The sequence below is a fragment of the Mesorhizobium sp. M1338 genome (assembly GCF_040318045.1).
In the GTDB taxonomy this organism is placed as follows: Bacteria; Pseudomonadota; Alphaproteobacteria; order Rhizobiales; family Rhizobiaceae; genus Mesorhizobium.
In genome coordinates this window covers 18,081-36,190 of sequence record NZ_JAMYLL010000051.1, presented here as the reverse complement: position 1 = coordinate 36,190, position 18,110 = coordinate 18,081, and the positions used below count along the sequence as shown (strand labels likewise).

23 protein-coding genes are annotated in these 18,110 nt (G+C 59.9%); 14 read left to right on the top strand and 9 right to left on the bottom strand.

The window, feature by feature from the left end:
- On the top strand, positions 1–857 hold an 857-nt coding region (groEL, locus tag NKH19_RS28320; protein WP_352983308.1), incomplete at its 5' end, for a chaperonin GroEL.
- A gap of 118 nt (positions 858–975) precedes the next feature.
- Complete coding sequence (locus NKH19_RS28315) at positions 976–1,326, top strand: hypothetical protein (RefSeq protein WP_352983307.1); 351 nt, start codon at positions 976–978, stop codon at positions 1,324–1,326.
- A gap of 172 nt (positions 1,327–1,498) precedes the next feature.
- Here the strand turns inward: NKH19_RS28315 and NKH19_RS28310 are convergent, their stop codons facing one another.
- On the bottom strand, positions 1,499–2,236 hold the full coding sequence (locus tag NKH19_RS28310; RefSeq protein WP_352907183.1) for a helix-turn-helix transcriptional regulator: 738 nt from the start codon (positions 2,234–2,236) through the stop codon (positions 1,499–1,501).
- Between the two features lie 929 nt (positions 2,237–3,165).
- Here NKH19_RS28310 and NKH19_RS28305 point away from each other — a divergent pair.
- A complete protein-coding gene (locus NKH19_RS28305; RefSeq protein WP_352907184.1) occupies positions 3,166–3,351 on the top strand; it encodes a hypothetical protein in 186 nt (61 codons plus the stop codon).
- Between the two features lie 14 nt (positions 3,352–3,365).
- Positions 3,366–3,971 (top strand): hypothetical protein, encoded by a 606-nt coding sequence (locus NKH19_RS28300; protein ID WP_352983305.1) that lies wholly within the window; start codon positions 3,366–3,368, stop codon positions 3,969–3,971.
- Between the two features lie 521 nt (positions 3,972–4,492).
- Here the strand turns inward: NKH19_RS28300 and NKH19_RS28295 are convergent.
- Positions 4,493–4,771: a hypothetical protein gene (locus tag NKH19_RS28295; protein ID WP_352907185.1), complete on the bottom strand. Its 279-nt coding sequence runs from the start codon at positions 4,769–4,771 to the stop codon at positions 4,493–4,495.
- Positions 4,768–5,766: an acyltransferase family protein gene (locus tag NKH19_RS28290; RefSeq protein ID WP_352983303.1), complete on the bottom strand. Its 999-nt coding sequence runs from the start codon at positions 5,764–5,766 to the stop codon at positions 4,768–4,770. Before NKH19_RS28290 ends, NKH19_RS28295 begins: the two co-directional genes overlap by 4 nt.
- Positions 5,767–5,906: 140 nt before the next feature.
- On the opposite strand from NKH19_RS28290, the gene NKH19_RS28285 reads away from it, so the two are divergent.
- The 3 genes from NKH19_RS28285 to NKH19_RS28275 are packed head-to-tail and all read left to right on the top strand — an operon-like array spanning position 5,907 to position 7,765.
- Positions 5,907–6,497, top strand: coding sequence for a hypothetical protein (locus tag NKH19_RS28285; protein ID WP_352907187.1), 591 nt, complete (start codon positions 5,907–5,909; stop codon positions 6,495–6,497).
- A 58-nt stretch (positions 6,498–6,555) separates the two neighbouring features.
- The gene (locus tag NKH19_RS28280; RefSeq protein ID WP_352983301.1) at positions 6,556–7,065 is read left to right on the top strand and encodes a hypothetical protein; all 510 of its coding nucleotides are present in this window, start codon (positions 6,556–6,558) and stop codon (positions 7,063–7,065) included.
- 1 nt (position 7,066) lies between these two features.
- Positions 7,067–7,765 (top strand): transglycosylase SLT domain-containing protein, encoded by a 699-nt coding sequence (locus tag NKH19_RS28275; protein ID WP_352983299.1) that lies wholly within the window; start codon positions 7,067–7,069, stop codon positions 7,763–7,765.
- Between the two features lie 42 nt (positions 7,766–7,807).
- Here the strand turns inward: NKH19_RS28275 and NKH19_RS28270 are convergent, their stop codons facing one another.
- Both NKH19_RS28270 and NKH19_RS28265 read right to left on the bottom strand, forming a co-directional pair.
- Positions 7,808–8,140: a hypothetical protein gene (locus NKH19_RS28270; protein WP_352882641.1), complete on the bottom strand. Its 333-nt coding sequence runs from the start codon at positions 8,138–8,140 to the stop codon at positions 7,808–7,810.
- Between the two features lie 142 nt (positions 8,141–8,282).
- On the bottom strand, positions 8,283–8,735 hold the full coding sequence (locus NKH19_RS28265) for a helix-turn-helix domain-containing protein (RefSeq protein WP_352907190.1): 453 nt from the start codon (positions 8,733–8,735) through the stop codon (positions 8,283–8,285).
- A 628-nt stretch (positions 8,736–9,363) separates the two neighbouring features.
- Between NKH19_RS28265 and NKH19_RS28260 the strand changes: the two genes are divergently transcribed.
- From NKH19_RS28260 to NKH19_RS28250, 3 genes are all read left to right on the top strand, one after another.
- On the top strand, positions 9,364–9,705 hold the full coding sequence (locus tag NKH19_RS28260; RefSeq protein ID WP_352882645.1) for a hypothetical protein: 342 nt from the start codon (positions 9,364–9,366) through the stop codon (positions 9,703–9,705).
- A 603-nt stretch (positions 9,706–10,308) separates the two neighbouring features.
- Positions 10,309–11,061: a DUF7146 domain-containing protein gene (locus NKH19_RS28255; protein ID WP_352907191.1), complete on the top strand. Its 753-nt coding sequence runs from the start codon at positions 10,309–10,311 to the stop codon at positions 11,059–11,061.
- A gap of 208 nt (positions 11,062–11,269) precedes the next feature.
- Positions 11,270–11,737: an ABC transporter ATP-binding protein gene (locus NKH19_RS28250; RefSeq protein ID WP_502894658.1), complete on the top strand. Its 468-nt coding sequence runs from the start codon at positions 11,270–11,272 to the stop codon at positions 11,735–11,737.
- Positions 11,738–11,915: 178 nt separating this feature from the next.
- Here the strand turns inward: NKH19_RS28250 and NKH19_RS28245 are convergent, their stop codons facing one another.
- Complete coding sequence (locus tag NKH19_RS28245; protein ID WP_352882648.1) at positions 11,916–12,398, bottom strand: RES family NAD+ phosphorylase; 483 nt, start codon at positions 12,396–12,398, stop codon at positions 11,916–11,918.
- The gene (locus NKH19_RS28240; protein WP_023755433.1) at positions 12,395–12,826 is read right to left on the bottom strand and encodes an Xre family toxin-antitoxin system antitoxin; all 432 of its coding nucleotides are present in this window, start codon (positions 12,824–12,826) and stop codon (positions 12,395–12,397) included. Before NKH19_RS28240 ends, NKH19_RS28245 begins: the two co-directional genes overlap by 4 nt.
- 818 nt (positions 12,827–13,644) lie before the next feature.
- Between NKH19_RS28240 and NKH19_RS28235 the strand changes: the two genes are divergently transcribed.
- A complete protein-coding gene (locus tag NKH19_RS28235) occupies positions 13,645–14,883 on the top strand; it encodes a DUF1173 family protein (RefSeq protein WP_352983298.1) in 1,239 nt (412 codons plus the stop codon).
- Positions 14,884–15,376: 493 nt separating this feature from the next.
- On the opposite strand, the gene NKH19_RS28230 is transcribed toward NKH19_RS28235, so the two are convergent.
- A complete protein-coding gene (locus NKH19_RS28230; RefSeq protein WP_352983296.1) occupies positions 15,377–15,976 on the bottom strand; it encodes a thermonuclease family protein in 600 nt (199 codons plus the stop codon).
- Positions 15,976–16,509 (bottom strand): hypothetical protein, encoded by a 534-nt coding sequence (locus NKH19_RS28225; RefSeq protein WP_352983294.1) that lies wholly within the window; start codon positions 16,507–16,509, stop codon positions 15,976–15,978. The genes NKH19_RS28230 and NKH19_RS28225 overlap by 1 nt, the downstream gene beginning before the upstream one ends.
- A gap of 95 nt (positions 16,510–16,604) precedes the next feature.
- Between NKH19_RS28225 and NKH19_RS28220 the strand changes: the two genes are divergently transcribed.
- From NKH19_RS28220 to NKH19_RS28210, 3 genes are read left to right on the top strand one after another with little or no spacing between them, the layout of a single operon-like run.
- Complete coding sequence (locus tag NKH19_RS28220) at positions 16,605–17,459, top strand: lytic transglycosylase domain-containing protein (protein WP_352983292.1); 855 nt, start codon at positions 16,605–16,607, stop codon at positions 17,457–17,459.
- A gap of 12 nt (positions 17,460–17,471) precedes the next feature.
- Positions 17,472–17,780, top strand: coding sequence for a TrbC/VirB2 family type IV secretion system protein (locus NKH19_RS28215; protein WP_352492028.1), 309 nt, complete (start codon positions 17,472–17,474; stop codon positions 17,778–17,780).
- A 5-nt stretch (positions 17,781–17,785) separates the two neighbouring features.
- Complete coding sequence (locus NKH19_RS28210) at positions 17,786–18,094, top strand: VirB3 family type IV secretion system protein (protein WP_023819753.1); 309 nt, start codon at positions 17,786–17,788, stop codon at positions 18,092–18,094.
- Positions 18,095–18,110 lie beyond the last annotated feature (16 nt).

Genomic DNA, 18,110 nt, shown 5'->3' with positions numbered 1-18,110 from the left:
GTGGCGGCCTGAAGATCGCCGCCGTCAAGGCGCCGGGCTTCGGTGATCGCCGCAAGGCCATGCTGGAAGACATCGCCATCCTCACTGGTGGCCAGGTCATCTCGGAAGACCTCGGCATCAAGCTCGAGAACGTCACGCTGCCCATGCTCGGCCGCGCCAAGAAGGTGTCGATCTCCAAGGAGAACACCACCATCGTCGACGGTGCCGGCAAGAAGGCCGAGATCCAGGGCCGCGTTGCCCAGATCAAGCAGCAGATCGAAGAGACCACGTCGGACTACGACAAGGAGAAGCTGCAGGAACGTCTGGCGAAGCTCGCCGGCGGCGTTGCGGTGATCCGCGTCGGCGGTGCGACGGAAGTCGAAGTCAAGGAAAAGAAGGACCGCGTCGATGACGCTCTCAACGCGACCCGCGCGGCCGTGGAAGAAGGCATCGTTGCAGGCGGCGGCGTTGCCCTGCTGCGCGCTTCGGCCAACATCAAGGCCACCGGCGCCAATGCCGACCAGGCTGCTGGCATCAACATCGTGCGTCGTGCGCTGCAGGCTCCGGCCCGTCAGATCGCGGCCAACGCCGGTGCGGAAGCTTCGATCGTTGCCGGCAAGATCCTTGATAACAAGGGTGCGACCTACGGCTACAACGCCCAGACCGGCGAGTATGGCGACATGATCGCCATGGGCATCGTCGATCCGGTCAAGGTCGTTCGTACCGCTCTCCAGGACGCGGCCTCGGTCGCCGGCCTGCTGGTCACCACCGAAGCCATGATCGCGGAGGCTCCGAAGAAGGAGTCGGCTGGCGGCGGCGGCATGCCTGGCGGCATGGGCGGCGGCGGCATGGGCGGCATGGGTGGCATGGGCTTTTAAGGTCCACGCATCTCGACAATTTCGAAAGGGCGGCAAGCAATGCCGCCCTTTCTTCGTGCCCTTGCGACGGTTGTCGGCGACCCGCAAGCCGGGGTATACGCCCGCCAAGGGTATGCTTATGTTTGAACGGATTCTGCCTTTTTTCCTGGGGCTGGCCTTACTGTTGGGCAGCGGCTGCGCGCACAGCGATGATGGTACGGTGATTATTCCGAGATCGCTTGATGCCAGGCGATTCTTTGACAAAGAGCCGCCACGCCTGCAGCAGCCGCGGATCGAAGCCAGCGTGTTTCCGGTTGCGCCACAGGCGCCGGAGAGACTCGAACCGCGCCATTCGGCAAGTCAAAAGACATCAAAGAGAGTCGTTTGGCGGGCCGCAAGTCCGCCGCTCTCCTCTTCCGAGCCACACAAGCCGCTTGTCTGCAAGAACATCAGCGAGCCCGGCAAGCGGTACCGTGTGGTTTGCGAATAGGACACTTGGTTTGGCCAGCATTCTACCCTTGGAGCGTCGCGGTGCCTTTCCGGATCTGGGTCCAGAGCGACGCCTCCCTTCTTTCCCCATGATCCAGTCGTTCTAGCATTCCCAGCTTCACGAAACGGAACGAGTTTTGCCGGCGGCTTCCCGCGAAGCGCTTGGCTACCGATCAGAACAGTCTTTGAAAGAAAAGGCCGCGCTCTGCCGCGATCGCAACCGCATGGGCCAAGCTTTTGGCACCAAGCTTGGCCCGTGCCAGATCAAGATGAAATCGGACCGTGCGAGGGGATAGCGACAGTATCTCTGCGGTCCGTTTGACCTTCTCTCCCCTCGCGTACCATTTCAGGCATTCGATCTCTCTATCGGAGCAGACCGTCGGATGGCGTGGCCTTCCTTGGATTCGACCGATAGCATTGTGAAATTCACCGGCGAGATGCTGGAAGTCGCGAACCTCGGATTTGAGAAACGTCTGCCACGCCGCTGCGTTCTCGTTGCTCGTCACGGTCAGAATGCCGCGGTCGCCGTCGACACCCCTAACCGGGAACGTGACGCCATGCTTCCCGACACCATGTTCCCTCGCTTCACCGAAGAACGTGCGCACGGGCTTGTCCGATAGGTCGATCTCCTTCCAATCAACCAATTTCACAGCACGCAACCCATAGCGAAGCACGGGATCGATGTCGAAAAAATCCTTCTCGATGTAGCGTTTCACCCAGTCAGGCGAATAGGTGGTCACATAGAACGGCTTACTCGGTTCCTCGTAAACCGGCCTGAGGGTAAGAAAGGCCGCCGTCTCAAGACCGTAACTTTCGACAATTGTGTTCAGAAGGTCCGCCGCGTCCGCAGGAGAGGCAACTGCGTGAATACCCTCCGTCACGTCGTGAAAGTTTGAGTCAAATCTCGCCATATCCAGCTTACCTCCTTGCTATCGACGCGCCTCTCCAAGCCATTCGCGCGGCTATCGAACTAGGTTGCTCCTCGCTGGATTCCAGCGTCTCACGACCTGTCAAAAGTGACAGGCAAAACCGCCAGTATACATAGGTTGCAACCCGCATTATTCCAGATTGGATGACCACAACCCGGCGTGGAGGAAACGCCTTGGATACGATTTTACTTTCGTCGAACGATGTGGGTCGGCAGACTAACCCTACGCGTACCTCGCGCCGTGCATCACATCGGAGCTCCGGAACGGACGACCACGAAATTTGCCGTCTCTGCTCGGAGCTAAAACAATTAGACGCTGATCGGGAGGCTCTTTTTGCTTTCTTCCCCCCGCCTGCGCCGGGCAACCCTGCGCAGAGCAGGCAGTTTTTCACAAAGCTGAACTCGATTACGGCTCGCTATTTAGCGCTCGAACAGCGGCTTCGAAAGGCTCGCAGCGATATCAGGCAAGGCCACCCACGAAGCCGCTGAGTTCCTCCAGCGGATGCCGCTGGGACCGCCACGGCATAGCGCGCATTCCGAGTATCGATTGCCGGATGGTCCCGCGTCAACTCGACACCGAGGCCCTACCCGGCCCATCGGGCGCGGATCCGGATACGAGCACCCTCCTCCCCTCGCGGGATATGATTCAGAGACACTTGCACAGCGATTTGCAAGATAGTTTACTGACTCAATGAATCTGACGAGGAGTGATCCATGGGAACCAGCAATCAACTTTTGCTTCGTGCACCTATCGCGGCGTCGACAGCTGCGACCTGGGCCAGACCGCGACGCTGGGAAAGCAGGCGTTGCCTTGTGGGGTTGTCGCCATGGCATGGCTCGTAACCGCCACCTTGAAACAATGGCTTGTCTGCTGCCGATCCGGAAAGACGAGGGCGTTGTGCAGCCAGCGAAATGGCCGACGTCGCCGGCGAAAGGCGGAAAGCAGGCGTAGCCGTCACCCTCCCCGATGAACTCGATCGTCGCATCCCCCTCTACGCCCAGATCGAGCGTCAGGCTCACAAAACCCATCGCGGCATTTGGGCCAGCACCTTCCAGATGCCTTGGCTTCACCGGAAATTCTCACCTGCAAACCCATGACCCCCGAGCACGATATGCGTTCTTTTCGTCACATCCTCTACCTCGTCGCATCCGCGGCCTTGCTCGCTGGTTGCGCCGAGCGAGTGCCGGATGCTTCACATTCGGCCGGCCCCGTTTCGGCCACGGACTCCTATTGGAAGCCTGATCGGGTCAGGCGCAGCCGGCAAGAATATGCGCCAGACTGGGGGCGCTTCCCGCCGGTCATTACCCGGCGAGCCGGCTACCCAACCGAAGCTCAGGCGAATAACGCCTTGCGCCGCTCGCATTGGAACTCCGTGCCTGTGCGCACGCTCATCACCAAGGAAGGCGTCAAGACGATCTCCGTCCCCGCGGAAGCCCCGGACACGATCGCTGCAGGCGTTCGCGTCTTTGCCTGCCGGCCAGGAGCGCTCAACGGCTATACTGGCCGCGTGCAATTTTACGACGGCCCCGTCGTCGCCTGCGCTTCCGACCTCCTGTCTGCCGATGGTCGCGTGCTCGCCCGAGTACCCCTCAATTTCTACTACTGGCAGAAGGCTTGGCGCGTCCAAGACCCGAGGCCGTCCTACAAGTCTGTCCCGTGGGCCTATCAGGAACCCTCGCCGCCCAAGAGCAAGGGCTGGTTCGGCGACCGCTACTAAGCGGCGGCCGTCACACTGCCGCGTGTCGGCTGGCCAGATGCGCACAGAAGCCGACGGCCAAACCAACGGCGCCGGCGTCGGCAGATTGTCCGCGGGCGTATGAGAGATACGCTGCGAGCGGCTTTTACGACGCTCCGGATGTGTCGTCACGCAGCGTGCCAATTCACTACTGCGTCTCTTCGTGCAGATCCCAGTTCGAAGATTGCGACGACCGTCTTCGGCAACTTCGAGCGTATTGCGTGTGGTCGCGCCAGCAGTCATGGCGACCTTCACGCATGGAGGCCGCATCGCTCACCTCCGACCGAAAGATCATGCTTCCCTATGCGAGACTGATCCTGTCGTTCGGCCAAAGCGTTTCGCAAGGCTTTAGTTCAATCTCTTTCCTGGCGAAATCATTGTCAGTGGCATTGCTGACGGTCGTCCACGAAGATCAAACTGCGGATATCGTGCATTCAGCATTCCGGGGGATCGAGCGGCAGGCCGCACAGCCCCCCAACATGGTAGCTAGTTCGCGGTCGAAGTCATCTACCGGTCAGGTTCTGCTCTTCTGCTGGGAGCTCGCTTCGCACGAACACGTCCAGCACTAGCGCGATATCGACCCCTGACGGCGATCCGTTGCGCACCATACCCCTCGATACCGCCGAGCGCATGGCTCCAATGACACAGCATGCCGCGACGAGCGCTGCCACGGCATCGCCGTCGGTCTCGGTCAAAAGCTGCTCCGCCAGCGCCCTCGCTCCTCGCGGAATTTGATCGACATCTTCACCACCAAGCGACCACTGACGATTTTCTTCCGTCACGGCAACACCTCCCGGACTGTTCGATTTGACCACTGGCGGCCGAGCTGCCGGAGCGGATCTCCGATTGCCACCGTCAGCACATGAGACAGCCCGATCGCGACCGCGATCGAGAGCGTTGCCGTCGCCGGAGCGTCCAGGAATTGGCCAAGCGACCAGTTGAACAGCGCCAGCACCGGCAGATGGATCAGATAGAGGGCATAGGAGATGCCTCCCAAGCGGCGCAGCATCCGCCCCGGCCAGTTCACAGAATCATCCCGCAAGGTCGCCCTTGTCACGATCCACCCGCACATCAGCGCCAGCATGGCAGTCGCCACGCCATGCATCGCCGGCGGCAAGATCGCCAACATGAAGGCCGCGATCGACATCCAGAACGCCGCTTCCATGTTGCCGATCACCCGCAGGTGTTCCGCCAGACGGGGCCATGCGCTTGTGCCCATGGTTGCTCCGATCGCCAGCCCGACCGCGATTGCATCGATGCGGAACGTCCAAAGCGTCCCGCCCCAGGGCCGCAGCGTGAACGTCCCGACCACGAGAACGAGTCCGGCCAGCGCGAGGAGCGCCCGCCGCGGTAGCAAGAACACCAGGAGCGGAGCCAGTAGATAAAATTGCATCTCGGCGGCAATCGACCAGAATGGTCCAAACGCAAAGGCGTTCCCGCATCCTGTGGCGCCCCCGAAACAGGGTGCCCAATGCGCATTCGAGATGAAGGCGAATGCCGCCTTCGCGTCTGCAGGCTCAACGCCGCTTCCCGGGATGATCAACCCGATCGAGAGGATGGCGCCGACGCACCAGGCCAGCGGCACGATCCGCATAGCACGCCTGACATAGAAGGCGGAGGCCGCCTCGAGCGCACCGCGCTCGAGGCGCAGGCTTCGCAATGAGCGTTCCACCACCAGGCCGGAAATCACAAAGAACAGGTCGACCCCGACGCTCCACGCCGGCGCAAACAGCAGAGCGGCGACCGTCCCGCCTTCTCCCGAAGACCGGCCCGACATGCGACAGCACCACCAGCCCAATCGCCAGGCCTCGCAATTCATCCAGCCCCGATAGGCGGGCTTTTTGTCCCATCCAAATATCACGCTCGACAATCATTACAACATTGATTTAATCATAGGGCACACAAGCGAGGCAAGGAATGCATGCACGCCTGACATTTGTCGCAGTCGCGGCTGCCCTTAGATTGGCGCCCCACGCTTCGGCCCAGTCGCTCACGCATGATCCGAACGCCTGGCGCGCCGTCGCCTATGCCGATCTCGAGCTCCCGAACTCGGAAGCCGTGCCCTACGCCTCCCTATGGGCCGACCGACTGAAGAAGAACAACGACGCCTACGTGGCCAAAGGTGATACACGCTTTGCGGTCGCCAACGCGCCGGCTTCCGAGAGTCACATCGTCGTTCGCAGCCCGACCAAAACCGTCGTCCTCTCGGTCCTGCACACGCTCACCGAATGCTCGCCGATCCGCACCGATCCTGTCGGCAATGCCACGCTGAAACGATGTCCCATGCGCTTGGCGATCTACCAGAACGGCCGATCAACGGTCGCTGACGCTGGCTCCGGCTGTTTCATCGAATATGGCGCGCAACCGAATAACGTCCGCCCCGACCTCGCTCGGAATGGTGCGATGGGTGCATATGATGTTCAGGCCAAAAGCATTCGGGCCGGCATCATATTCCAAGGTGAAATCGCCCAGGAATGCCAATTCCGGATCCCTGTCCCGCAACCCTAGAGGAAGCAGCCCACGCCGTTGTGTTTCGGCAACCTCGATATCCCCAAGGAGCGCAATCATGATCGACACGGAGAACCTGACGTTATTCAGGACACCAGCCTGCCACCGGCCATCGCCAACGGATCAATGCTTCCCTGACGGCGCGCGATGCGCGGCCTTCACCGCGGCTCCTGCCGGCGGCCACGGCGGGATGATGTTCCGGAGATCTGCCATGGCCAACCGGACAATCTTCGCAACTCTAGCCGTCTTGATCTCGCCGGCAATCGCGCAAGAACTTGATCCGCTCAAGGCTCCGCAGGGATCATATGTAGCGTCCACGCACACATGTGCCGATCTCGACCATGGCGTCGGCGCTCTCGAACTTGCCGAATTCGACGGCGACGCAATCACCGTCGGCGCAAGCACCTGCGAGATAGCAGGCACCCGTCATGCAGACGATGCGTTCCAAGCCTCATGTACAGAGCGTGGCAGCAGCTCCCCGGTCGTCACGCCGATGAAGATTACGCGCCCATCCAGCGACGCGCTCTCCATCAATGGCACCATCTATAATTTCTGCCCGGGGAAGTAAGATGCTGCGTCCCTTCCCAATACTCCTTTCCGCGCTCCTGGTCGTTGGACAAGCGCCTGTTGCGCAAGCGAATTCCTTTGACCAGGATGCAAATTCTTGCGACCTCAATGACAACACAACCTTGCGTTCCCTTTGTACGAACGGAGCGGGTCTGCCGAGCTATCCGCCCACGCAAGAGATGATGGAGCGCAGCCCGAACATCGCCAATATGATTGTCGACGCCGCCAACAAGTATGGTGTTGATCCCAAGCTCGCTCTTGCCGTGTCCGCTCACGAAGGCGCGATGTCAGCATGTGCCGGCTCCTTCAGTGGCGTTCTTGGACCGATGCAGCTTACGGGGGCGACCGGCCGGGCCTACGGAATGGATCGTGGCATCTTGTCCGAAAACATTGAAGGCGGCGTAATGACGCTTCGCGATGCCGTCAAATCGTGCGGCGGCACGTCAAGTATTCGCTGCCTCGCCGATCGTTACAACGGCAGCACTGAAAGCCAGCGCCGTAACTGGACGAACGACGTAAACCGCCGCTATGCCGCCCTCAATTCGGCCGGCCAATTCATTCCTCAGGGATGCGGCGCGCAAGCGGTCTGCCAAATGGGACCAGGCGACTTTCCGACGCCCAATGGTGGTGACACAAAACTCGCTTCATCCGCTCCCGGTCCCGCCGGCAGCGACATCAACGTTGCCCTTGGTCAGGTGTAACCCCGCCTTCCTATTGAGGGCCACGCCGTTGGCCCGCCGCCTTCAATGGGAGAGATTGCGCGACGAGAGCTTTCCAAATCCCCGTTTCAGATGGCTTGCCAGCTCCTGGCGCACATCATCAGGCCATTGCTCCATCCCAACGCAGTTCACTTCGGCGGCAACCAGCGACCAGTACAGCAGATCCGCGTGTCGTCCTTCGAACAGAGCCGCCACGATGAACTGTCCGATCACCAAGGTGATCGTCTCGGGCTTGCCTTTCTCCCGTAGAAATTCCGAAACCTCTTCCACCGATGGTTTCGGGTGGCAATCGACGAACGCCGCCGCTTCCCTATAGAGCGCATTGTCTCCTGCGACTTGCCAGATATTCGCTTGCATCGTGAACCCTTCAGCAATGATGCCAATGCATCGACGCTGGCGGATTTTCTGATGCTAGTCAAAGAAATATAAGATAGATTTTTTGCCTATCGCAGCAAATAAATCTACGCTGATTGTTTAGCATCTTCTACTTTTCTTGTATCTACTGGCTTGTCCTGCGTCCCTTTTTGGCCGGAGGCAGCCGCTTCTTCTCGGAGGTTGCCCCAGCGGGGCTGGCTGCCTCTCTCAAAGAAGGAACACCACTGAACTCCGTCATCGAGCGCTTCACGGCACGCGTGGCCTCAATATGCCGCGCAATCTCGGTGAAGCTGAAGCCGAACGTCTCGATGTCCCGCTTCACGCTGTCGTCGTCACCAGTCCGACCAATGAGCGTCCACACCGGAACCTTCAGGTGCCGCGCCAGCCGCTCCAGGGTGACGAATGTCGGGTTCCCCTTCCCCGTCCGCAACTGGTAGAGCGTGCCGCGCGATAGCCCCGTAGCGTCGGCAAAACTCGCATAGTCCGGGTACTCGTTCTCGATTTGGCGAAGTCGCAGCGCGAGCAGGATCGAAAGCCAACCATCGCTGTCTTCTGTCTTGTTTTTAAATATCGGCACAGCTGCCCCCCTGCTTATCGGTCGGAATATGACGGCCATTTTTTGCAGAATGTCTAGTGCTCAGGGCTTGTAGCCGAAACGATAACTCATTGCCCTATTAAAGTGTCGAGGCATCCTCCCCATACTCCGCAAAGTGACGGCGTACAGCTTTTGACCCGCTAAATCGTTCCAGATGCACGATAGCCATTTGACGATCTGCATGCCCTGTTGGAAATGTATAATTAAATGAATCCGGTTTGGATCTCGTGGGTCCCTTGCTAATGAATTTGTCGTGTGCCACCTCATCCGGACGGACAACCCTGATCTCTGCCCTTGCGGCAGGCAGGCCCTGCAATCGTTGCCCGACCACTTCGAATGACCTGGTTCAGGTCGACCAGAAGCGAGACCTCGACGCCGGTGCTTCTGGCGATTACACTCAAGGCGGGGCCGCAAGGCTTGGCCCCGGAACCAATCTCTATGCCTGTTCGAGATGGAAATGGCGCCGGGCAATACTCTGAAGCCGATACCGCCAAAAACGGCACCAAAACGCTTGATCCCATGAGGGGCCATCCTATCTCCATTGATCATTATAATGACGATCAATCTGTGACATTATATTGATCAGCATCGGAATAGGAGACACTCTGTCATGTTCATGAGGTTTGCGTTCGCAATTTTCGCCGGCGGCGTGCTCGCTTTCTTCGCCCTGCCCGATCAGGAAGCCGGCCTTCGCATGCTCAGCTTTTCCACTGCTTTCTTGATCCTGTCCCTCGCCGCCGTCTGTGTCATCGAATTTCTAACCCGCAGTATCGGACGTTATCGTCTTCGGTCGTCGTTACAACAGTCGCGCTGTGATGACGATCTTCCTTTGCATGATGCTGCAAAGGTCGAGCGCTCCGCCTGGTCAACGTCGGGCGTCAACCCCAAGGATTTGAAACTGGCCTGGCAGTACCGCGTCAACGATCAGCGCCTTGGCCGCTTCAAACTCTAACAGGCTCTGCGCGCCAGGATCTGCTCAATCACGCACACAGACGATCCTGCTGTTCCGTCAGGTCTGCGAGCTCCTGATACGGTAGCCCCAAATGATTCGAGGCTTGCGCAACGCAGCGTCCCGAATTCCCAAAAGGCCCCGACCGAGCCTCCCAGGAACGCCACAAAGGTGCCGATCGTCTAAAGGTCAGGTTGCGCGTTCGCGCGCAAATGGTTCTCGTAATTACCTCATGCAACGGCTCCTGATCGCTAATCTCGAGTGTTTGCGAATGGCGCTCTCAGCGATGCAAGCTTGGGCTACCTGGCCGAGGCGATCCTGCCGTCACGTCACGACGGCTAAGTCCTGGCCCTTGAACCGCCCCGGCTATTTCGCAGGTAATGTTCAACGCGCTATTGAATCATTCTATTGATCCGATAGAGAGTTGGCGGCATTATCAGGTCCATGACAAAGGTGTCGTGGCCAAGCGCTGCGCAGGTATATCGCGCTTTAGGAGGGTACCCGGCGCGCGGCAGCTACTTGTGCCGTTGCCCAGTACCAAGTCACGGGCAGGGGAAAGGCGACCGCCATCCCTCCCTCTCTGTTCGTGACGGGGATTATCGTCTTATGCTCTACTGCTTTGCAGGCTGCGATCCCGTCGACATCCAGATCGCCATTGCGGACCTGGATTTGTCGAAGCGCGCGGCCGTGCCTCTGCGTCGTGTTCGTCCGGCGGCGCCCAAAACCACGGCAGCGGACGCGCTCGCGCTCTGGTCGAGAGCGACTGCGCTCGCCGGTACGCACGGCGAAGCTTATCTTGCCTCTCGCCGTCTGCCGGCGACGTTGCCAACTTTGCGCTATCTGCCGGATTATCGGTTGGGAAAGAACCGCTTTCCCGCGGTGGTGGCTGCTCTGCAGGCCCCAGACCGTTCAATCTGTTCGGTGCAACTCACCCTCTTGCACCCGACACGGCCAGAAAAGGCAGGGCTGGACGAGCCGCGCCGCATCATCGGCCCCAGCCGGGGCTTTGCCTTGCGGCTCGCCCCAGCGGCCGCCGTCCTTGGTATTGCCGAAGGCTATGAGACCGGCCATGCCGTAATGCTGCGATACGGCCTGCCCGTCTGGTGCTCACTGGGGGCACCACGTTTGCCGTTTCTTCAGCTGCCCGAATTCGTACAGCGGATCGTCGTCTTCGCCGATCCGGACAAGCCCGGCCTCAGCGCGGCCGAACGCGTTCGCGAAGCCAACCCTGAGCGCCAGGTCCTCATTCACAGACCGCCCGACGACCGGGATTTCGCGAAGCTGTGGGAGGACGATCCGACTCCCGAGACCCTACCCTTGGATCTTCTGCTGCGCGAAACACTCGGCGCAGACACCTGAATCTCTCGGCGGGCCAACTTGCCATCAACTTTGATCACGAATTTGGCACCACTTGTTCTGGCGAAGGGTGCCTTCGAGCATCTAGAACCGGCACTAGATGCGCGCCTATCTCTACTCGACACCCATGCCTTGGCTTCAGAAGACCGGCGCCGAAGTCTTCCGTCAGAGGATACTGTCGACCACTCGGTGAAGGCGCTAACCTACCTCGCTGCACAGTCGCTCAACGAGAACTCACAACCGCCAAAAGCGGAGGAAGGATGCCGAGGAACGGGCTCGCTTCTACATCGCGCTGGTCGGTCTCGCCGAATTCGCCGATGCCTATCCCGCGCAGCTCTCGGGCGGCATGGCGCAGCGCGTCGGCATCGCCCGGGCGCTCACTGTCCAGCCCGAGATCCTTCTGCTCGACGAGCCGCTGGGGGCGCTGGACGCGATGACCAAGATCGGCATGCAGGAGGAACTGGCCCGCATCTGGAGCGAAGAAAACGTCACCATGGTGATGGTCACCCACGATCTGGAGGAGGCGATCTATCTCGCCGACCGGGTGCTGATCCTGCCCAGGGAGAAAGGCGGGGCGGCGCGGTTGATCGATGTCGACCTGCCCCGCCCGCGCGAGCGCAGCGAAAGCCGGTTCGTGCGCTACCGTGAAGAGTTGCTGCGCAAATTCGGCCTGCACTGACGGAAGTGAACGGATTAGCCCATCTCTTTTGGCCGGTGTGGTAACCCGGCGGGATGGGCAAGAAAAACCGCTGAGGAATGCTCAAGCGCGATCGGTCCAACGCATGAAACGACGATATCTCAACGCTTTGAGCCATATGCGGTAGCTCTGGAGTAGTAGGGACGGAAAGCCCCTCCCCTTACGCGCCAAACAGCCGCCGGTCCCAGTAAACAGGCTGGTGGAGACTCGTCTGGATCCTTGAAAACTCCGGATGCGTTGGATTGATCAGCACATTGCTATCGAGACGCGCCACGACGCTCGGCACCAGCAGGATGACGCTGCGCCGTTCTAAACACCAGGTTTCGCCAAATCCCTTGCTTACCGTCGCCGGCATCGTGTCCCAGCCGGGCAGTGACGGCTGCGAAAAAACCTCGTAGCTCAGTCCGCGCGGAATTGTGACTTCGATGTAGTGCTGGTTGGGCGGCAGCCGGCCACTGCCATGCACCAGCTTTTCCAGGAGGGCCGTCGAATAGTGCTCGCTGGTGTAGATGATAGGACTTCCGGGCGTGTTCCATCGCCCTGGTGCGACTGTCGAGCCTGTCGCGTCGAAGATCGGGTAGGTGCCGGCCGGATCGCCGACACGAAAGGACAATAGGGTGCGATCGAGAGTCTGCGCCGTCACGCAGCACTGCCATACTTCAGACCTCCGAGGATATCGACTACCATTTCGGCGCCGAACTCGCTGAGGATAACGATGTCGATCGGTCGCTTGTCCTCAATCATCGGATGCGGCCGAAACAAGAAATCGCGTGCTTCCTCTTCGTTCTGCCAGACATCGACAGCAAGCCCCCAGACCCGCGCCACACGGGCCAATCGTGTGCCCTCATCCGACGACAGGCGATGCGCCGTCTTGCGCCGCTCATAGGTTGCCTTGGGAATCAGCCGGTATTTGAACTGAGCATCTCCCGGGGCAACGAGATGGGCAACGCGCTCGACCACCCCAATGGGAAGTCCATTCTCGATCCGGGAGATCAGCCCGAATGGCGACCGCGCCGCCACCTCCTTAGCAGGCAGCCCCAACACGTCGGCTACATTTCCGAACGCCAGCATTCCACTCTCCATTCATGTGAGGCACAATATAGCCTCACATGATGCGCCCTGCAAGTCCCTGCGTCAGCAGAACCGATCCGATCACCCTGCGATCCTTGCTGCCACGCGTTAGCCTTTGGCGCCCGCCAGCAGCATCAGTCCCACCGACACTCGCCTGCGTAGCCCTTCGAAAAGCGCTAAGGCGGCGAGTGCGAACCGCCTTGGTTGCGAATGATTGACACCGGGAAAAACGCGTTTCCGCCAGCGCTGAACAAGGAAGCCCGGAAGAAAGAATGGCCGGGCTCGGATACGGCCCGGCCAAAGAAGGTTAAAGCCTTCAGGGAGGAACACCGTCCGGTGGAAATGGGAGGAAACCATCGAACGATTTTACCTGTTTGATCTTATTTCAACGCGTTGGCGACGAATGGGATTCCAAAGAACATATAAAACGGCAAAAATTTGTGCGCCACATTACAGAAGGTCACAAGCGCGCGGTTCCGGTCTTGAGAGGTCACCATAGTGGCGTAGCTTCGTCGGATCATCTGGCACGAGGACATGACCGCGTGCTCTTCATGCACGCCATTGATGAAACAGTCTAAGTTGACGGATTGTCATCATGCTTCACCATCCCAGGCGGATCACGCCGCGGACGGCTACATCGCCGCCACAGCCGCTGCTTGCGGCTCTATGGTCGCCTACCTGAAACATCAGCCCCTTCGAGTCTGCTGGGTTAACCACTGTCAATCCATGGGAAGCATCGTTGAACCCAATGGGTTGAACGAAACATCGGTTCAATGATTTAATCATAAGCCGAACGATCTAAAGCCGGATGGCACCTTATGAGTGACTTTGCTATTTTGGGTCGCACGGTTGGCCCGCAGCACCCGGAAATTCAGACGCTCTTGCGTCAGGCGCGGGATCAGCAGGCTCGCGTCTTGTGTTTGTGTCGGCATCCCGGGGTGCCGATGTACATCGCCGCCGTCGGCGAGGAATTGATCATCAAGCGCATGCCGAACACCGGCAAGGACCATGCGGTTGACTGTGATCGCTATGAACTGCCCCTTGCACTGTCGGGAAAGGCGGAGATCCTGGGTCAAGCAATCATCGAGGATTCTGCATCGGAGGCGGCGCGGCTGAAGCTGGCCTTCGCACTGACACAAGGCAAGGCGCGACAGGGATCATCCGGCGAGGGGGCTTCCCACCATACTGTGAAGGCCGATCCGAAGAAGCTCACGCTGCGAGGCTTGCTCGACTATCTCTGGGAAGAGGCGGAGCTCACATTAATGGCACCCGGCTTTGTGGGAAAAAGAAATTGGGGGTTGGTCCGGAAATTTCTTTGGGGCGCGGCTGATGCGAAGTCGAGCCAGAAGTTCCAGTTGCGCGAGCTGCTCTTTATGCCGGGAATGTACTCCCCTGAGCACAAGGATCGCCTGGCAGCGGATCGGGAGCGGGCTTTCGCGGCGGCAGCCAAGGCGAAGCACAAGAAGATTGTGATCGGTATTGTGAAATCGCTCGATCCTGGCCGGTTTGGCGGCAAGCTGTCGATCAAGCATATGCCCGACGCGCAGCTCTTCATGGATGAGAAAATGTTCAGGGCAGTGCCGAAGCGCTTTGCAGCAGAATTCGACCTGTGGCGACTGCACGAAAAATGCCACCTGATCACCATCGCAACGGTCATGCAGATGCCGTCCGGCATTCTGGCGATCGACGAAATCGGCTTTATGAACGTGACGGAGAATTGGATTCCGTTTCAGCACAACGACGAAAAGGAATTGATCGAAGTCCTGACCGGGGAGCATCGGCGATTTGTGAAAACGTTGCGCTACAACGTGCTGCCGGCGGTGCCGATGGCGTTCGGCCTTCTGACCGACGTTGATCAACAGGGAACCGCGCTTTTTGTCGTACCGCACGATGCCAAGGAGGCGGTACGGGCGGAATTCGACCATCTGATTTCAAGCTGCGAGCTCGAGACCTGGCGCTGGGACGCAAGCGGCCCCCGACCGGCGCTACCGGGCAAACAGCAGCGGCTTTCGCCTCCGCCCGGCAGGCAACCTTTGGAATATCGACCGAACAACTGAAAAGCCGAAGCGCGTGCGCGGCTGCCGCTGTAACTGGACCCAGCCAGGAAATAAAACTCGTGAACAACAAGCGAAAGACCTGACGGCAATGATTCGATGCGGTTGGCGAGGGTCCGTGAGCGCGACGAAGCGCGGGCGACGGCTGGCGCACCCGTAGGGCAGGCTTCGCCTGAGCTTGCGTCTGGCGCCGGCATTTGCGCTGGAAGCGATCGTTTATCGGGGCCATGACCAGGGAGTGCGAAGGGGAGAATGCCATGCTGAAAAATTCGACATGGATCCGGGAACGGGCATCGCCATCGCAACAGTCCTGATTTTGGTGCTGTCCGGCGCCCGGCTTCTAAATCAGTGGGACAGTCTATCGTTTTGGCGAGAGCCGGGGCTAATCGCGACTATTGTTCTCGGCTTGATTTCGGCATTGCGCTTGCCGTCGCGTTCGTGGTCCGGCGATGGCCTCAGCGGGATGTCAGGCATGATCCAGCCGGCCGGGAACCCGTTATTGATTTGCCGGCGGATTCGAAGACTGACCAGCCGCGTTAGATGCGTTGCGGATGCTTTGGAGGATGGTGGCATTCGGATCAGGAACGTTGGCGAACTGCCACAGGCCAAGGTGCTGCTTTTTAGCGACCTCCTGCGCGACAATATAGGGAGCATGAACCGGAGTGCCGTTCGGAGTGATGGCCGCAAAAGCCCAACCGGTTGAGATCAGCGCCGTGCCGAGATCGATGCGAGAACCGGCTGCGGATCCTGAAGTAGGCTGCGCAACGCAAACGACGAAGCGCGTTTTGGTCGCGGCCTGCCAGGCGACCGTGTAGCACTGAGGTTTGAGATCCCGGATAAGAGAGACGAGCATGGCAAGGCTTGCCTCGCCGCAATCGACACGCCCCCCTGCTCCATTGGTGAAATATGTGCCTCGCAGGCAGGCTTGAACGCCATAGAGACGGTGGGTCTCACCGGCATAGGTCCAGGTGTCGCCGGTGCTGAACGATGCTGTGGCGGGGATCGGAAACCAGGGATTGGATTTGTCCTCGGCCAGTGCCGGAACACTGGCGAGGACGGCCGCGAGAATGCCGGGGGCGGCGAAGCCAGGTTTCATTATTGATACCTGCTCAGATTGAACCAGAACCGTTGTTTGCCGTCGGTCGTCGTGAGATCGAGATAGTTTGGCTCCGTCCTCTGCTCGCGCCGCGTCACGGCCGATGTTGGACGCGCACCGTAACCCGAACCTCTCGGGTAAGTGCCCCAAGAGGCATTCGTTGCATTCCGCGCAGCACAGAAAGCGCCGTTATTGTCGGGCTTGTAGACAGTTTGTGAGCGAGAGCTGTTGTCGCTCCCGCTCGATTCCGTCTCGGGCGAGACGGCGATCGTGCCGTCCGGGCAGGGTTTGAATTTCTCATATCCGATACGACCGGAACTGCCGGCCTCGGTGCACTGGGGCCAGGGCTCCCCATGCGCGACCATACGGAAAGCGCGCTCGACCGGAGGCACACATTCCCCGACGCTCGCCCAACCCAGCGGGTTGAGGATGCACAGCAAGACCTTGCAGCCAAAATCATCAGCATGGGCCGGCGCCGCCGACAAAACCGACAAGGTCGGCAAAAACGCCACAACGGGAAGAACCTTGCTCATTTTCATTGTGTCCGCCTCAATTTCGCGATTGCAGTTCATCGAGTCATTGTATTAATTCAGCATTCCAGAATCGGCAACGGCGCAGGACTATTTTAATGATTCGATCCCGCAAAACGGTGTTGGCAGCGGGTGCGATCCTGGTGACGTGCCAAGCGGCGTCTGCACAGGAAGCTTCGCAAAGATTCCAGGACCGCGTTACGACTCCCGCCACCAGCGTTAATGCTGCCGTCGACGTGAATGGCCGGGTGATGCCGGCCTACCAGGTTGAGAGCCAGGGCGTGCAGCGGGTCGGTGCGCCGGGCGACGCTGACAGCGCGGCCGCTACGGTGACACCGACCTTGGCTGACAACCCCTGCCCCGGCGTCGCTGCCCTGTCGAAGGAAGAAGGACAGCGGATCGTCGAAACGGTCGCGCGCGAGCAAGGCTTTGCCCCGCCCCTCGCCCTCGCGGTTGCCCGGGCCGAAAGCCGCTTCAATACCGGCGCGCTATCGCCCAAAGGGGCCTACGGCCTGATGCAGCTTCTGCCGTCCACGGCGGCAAGCTACGGGGTCGATATCTGCGATCCCGCGGATAATGTGAAAGGTGGGATCGGCTTTCTGCGGGATCTGCATCGCAAATTTCCGAACCCGATATACATGCTCGCCGCCTACAATGCCGGCGAGATCGCGGTTCTCAAATACAAGGGCGTGCCGCCCTACCCCGAGACGGTTGGCTACGTCGCCAACGTCATCAACGATTTCTACCAATGGCCATCGGTCGGGTCTGAGGCGGTGATGCCCGCCGGGGCGGTGAGCCTTGACCTGGCCGGCGTTCAACCGGCTGCGGCCGGCGCAGCGGATCAACGAAATGATCCGACATCCCGCACCAACTCCCGCAATGGCAGCACAATGTCGTCTCGCGAAGCGACGGCGCCGGTCTGGCAGGGCGGGATGGTACAAAACTTTGACTGAGGAGAAGCTTTGATGACTTTGTGGAAGATGATTGCTGCACGCAGCGCTGGTGTGGCGATGCCGCTCATGCTCTTGGCAACGCAGGCGATGGCCGGGGGCGGAAATCTCCAGCCGGTGCAAAGCACGCTGCAGACGTTGGTGCAGACCTTGACCGGTCCGATCGCGACGGCCTTGGCGGTTCTGTTCTGCATCTTCATGGGCTTCATGGCCTGGGCGGCGCGCCTGTCATGGTTTGTGGCCGGAAGCTGGGTCTTGGGTATCGTGCTGGTCTTCGGCTCGGCTCAGATCGTCGAATTCTTTCAATCCGCGGTCGGCAGGTGATCGGCATGGCAGACGGCCGGATCGATCCTGGCGAGCCCAAATTGTTGATCACTCCGCTGGTCAAGGGCTTGACCCGAGCGCCGACGGTGCTCGGCATTCCCTACGAGCTTGCGGGGTTCATCGGCGTGCTGACCGCTGTCGTGTTCCTCGCAACCCATAATCTGGTCATGCTCTCTATCTGCGTGCCGCTCTATGCGGTTGCCAGGATCGCGATCATGCGCGATCCCATGTTCATCGAGATCATGTTCATCCGTTCACGCAAGACGCCGCCCCGAAGCGCCAGCTTCTGGGGTGCGCGCAGTTATCGGGTGTGACCGTGGCGATCGCGCG

Coding starts and splice junctions, on each gene's coding strand:
- NKH19_RS28315 (WP_352983307.1), top strand. CDS start 976: ATGTTTGAACGGATTCTGCCTTTTTTCCTGGGGCTGGCCTTACTGTTG.
- NKH19_RS28310 (WP_352907183.1), bottom strand. CDS start 2,236: ATGGCGAGATTTGACTCAAACTTTCACGACGTGACGGAGGGTATTCAC.
- NKH19_RS28305 (WP_352907184.1), top strand. CDS start 3,166: ATGGCCGACGTCGCCGGCGAAAGGCGGAAAGCAGGCGTAGCCGTCACC.
- NKH19_RS28300 (WP_352983305.1), top strand. CDS start 3,366: ATGCGTTCTTTTCGTCACATCCTCTACCTCGTCGCATCCGCGGCCTTG.
- NKH19_RS28290 (WP_352983303.1), bottom strand. CDS start 5,766: ATGTCGGGCCGGTCTTCGGGAGAAGGCGGGACGGTCGCCGCTCTGCTG.
- NKH19_RS28285 (WP_352907187.1), top strand. CDS start 5,907: ATGCATGCACGCCTGACATTTGTCGCAGTCGCGGCTGCCCTTAGATTG.
- NKH19_RS28280 (WP_352983301.1), top strand. CDS start 6,556: ATGATCGACACGGAGAACCTGACGTTATTCAGGACACCAGCCTGCCAC.
- NKH19_RS28275 (WP_352983299.1), top strand. CDS start 7,067: ATGCTGCGTCCCTTCCCAATACTCCTTTCCGCGCTCCTGGTCGTTGGA.
- NKH19_RS28270 (WP_352882641.1), bottom strand. CDS start 8,140: ATGCAAGCGAATATCTGGCAAGTCGCAGGAGACAATGCGCTCTATAGG.
- NKH19_RS28260 (WP_352882645.1), top strand. CDS start 9,364: ATGTTCATGAGGTTTGCGTTCGCAATTTTCGCCGGCGGCGTGCTCGCT.
- NKH19_RS28255 (WP_352907191.1), top strand. CDS start 10,309: ATGCTCTACTGCTTTGCAGGCTGCGATCCCGTCGACATCCAGATCGCC.
- NKH19_RS28240 (WP_023755433.1), bottom strand. CDS start 12,826: ATGCTGGCGTTCGGAAATGTAGCCGACGTGTTGGGGCTGCCTGCTAAG.
- NKH19_RS28235 (WP_352983298.1), top strand. CDS start 13,645: ATGAGTGACTTTGCTATTTTGGGTCGCACGGTTGGCCCGCAGCACCCG.
- NKH19_RS28230 (WP_352983296.1), bottom strand. CDS start 15,976: ATGAAACCTGGCTTCGCCGCCCCCGGCATTCTCGCGGCCGTCCTCGCC.
- NKH19_RS28225 (WP_352983294.1), bottom strand. CDS start 16,509: ATGAGCAAGGTTCTTCCCGTTGTGGCGTTTTTGCCGACCTTGTCGGTT.
- NKH19_RS28220 (WP_352983292.1), top strand. CDS start 16,605: ATGATTCGATCCCGCAAAACGGTGTTGGCAGCGGGTGCGATCCTGGTG.
- NKH19_RS28215 (WP_352492028.1), top strand. CDS start 17,472: ATGACTTTGTGGAAGATGATTGCTGCACGCAGCGCTGGTGTGGCGATG.
- NKH19_RS28210 (WP_023819753.1), top strand. CDS start 17,786: ATGGCAGACGGCCGGATCGATCCTGGCGAGCCCAAATTGTTGATCACT.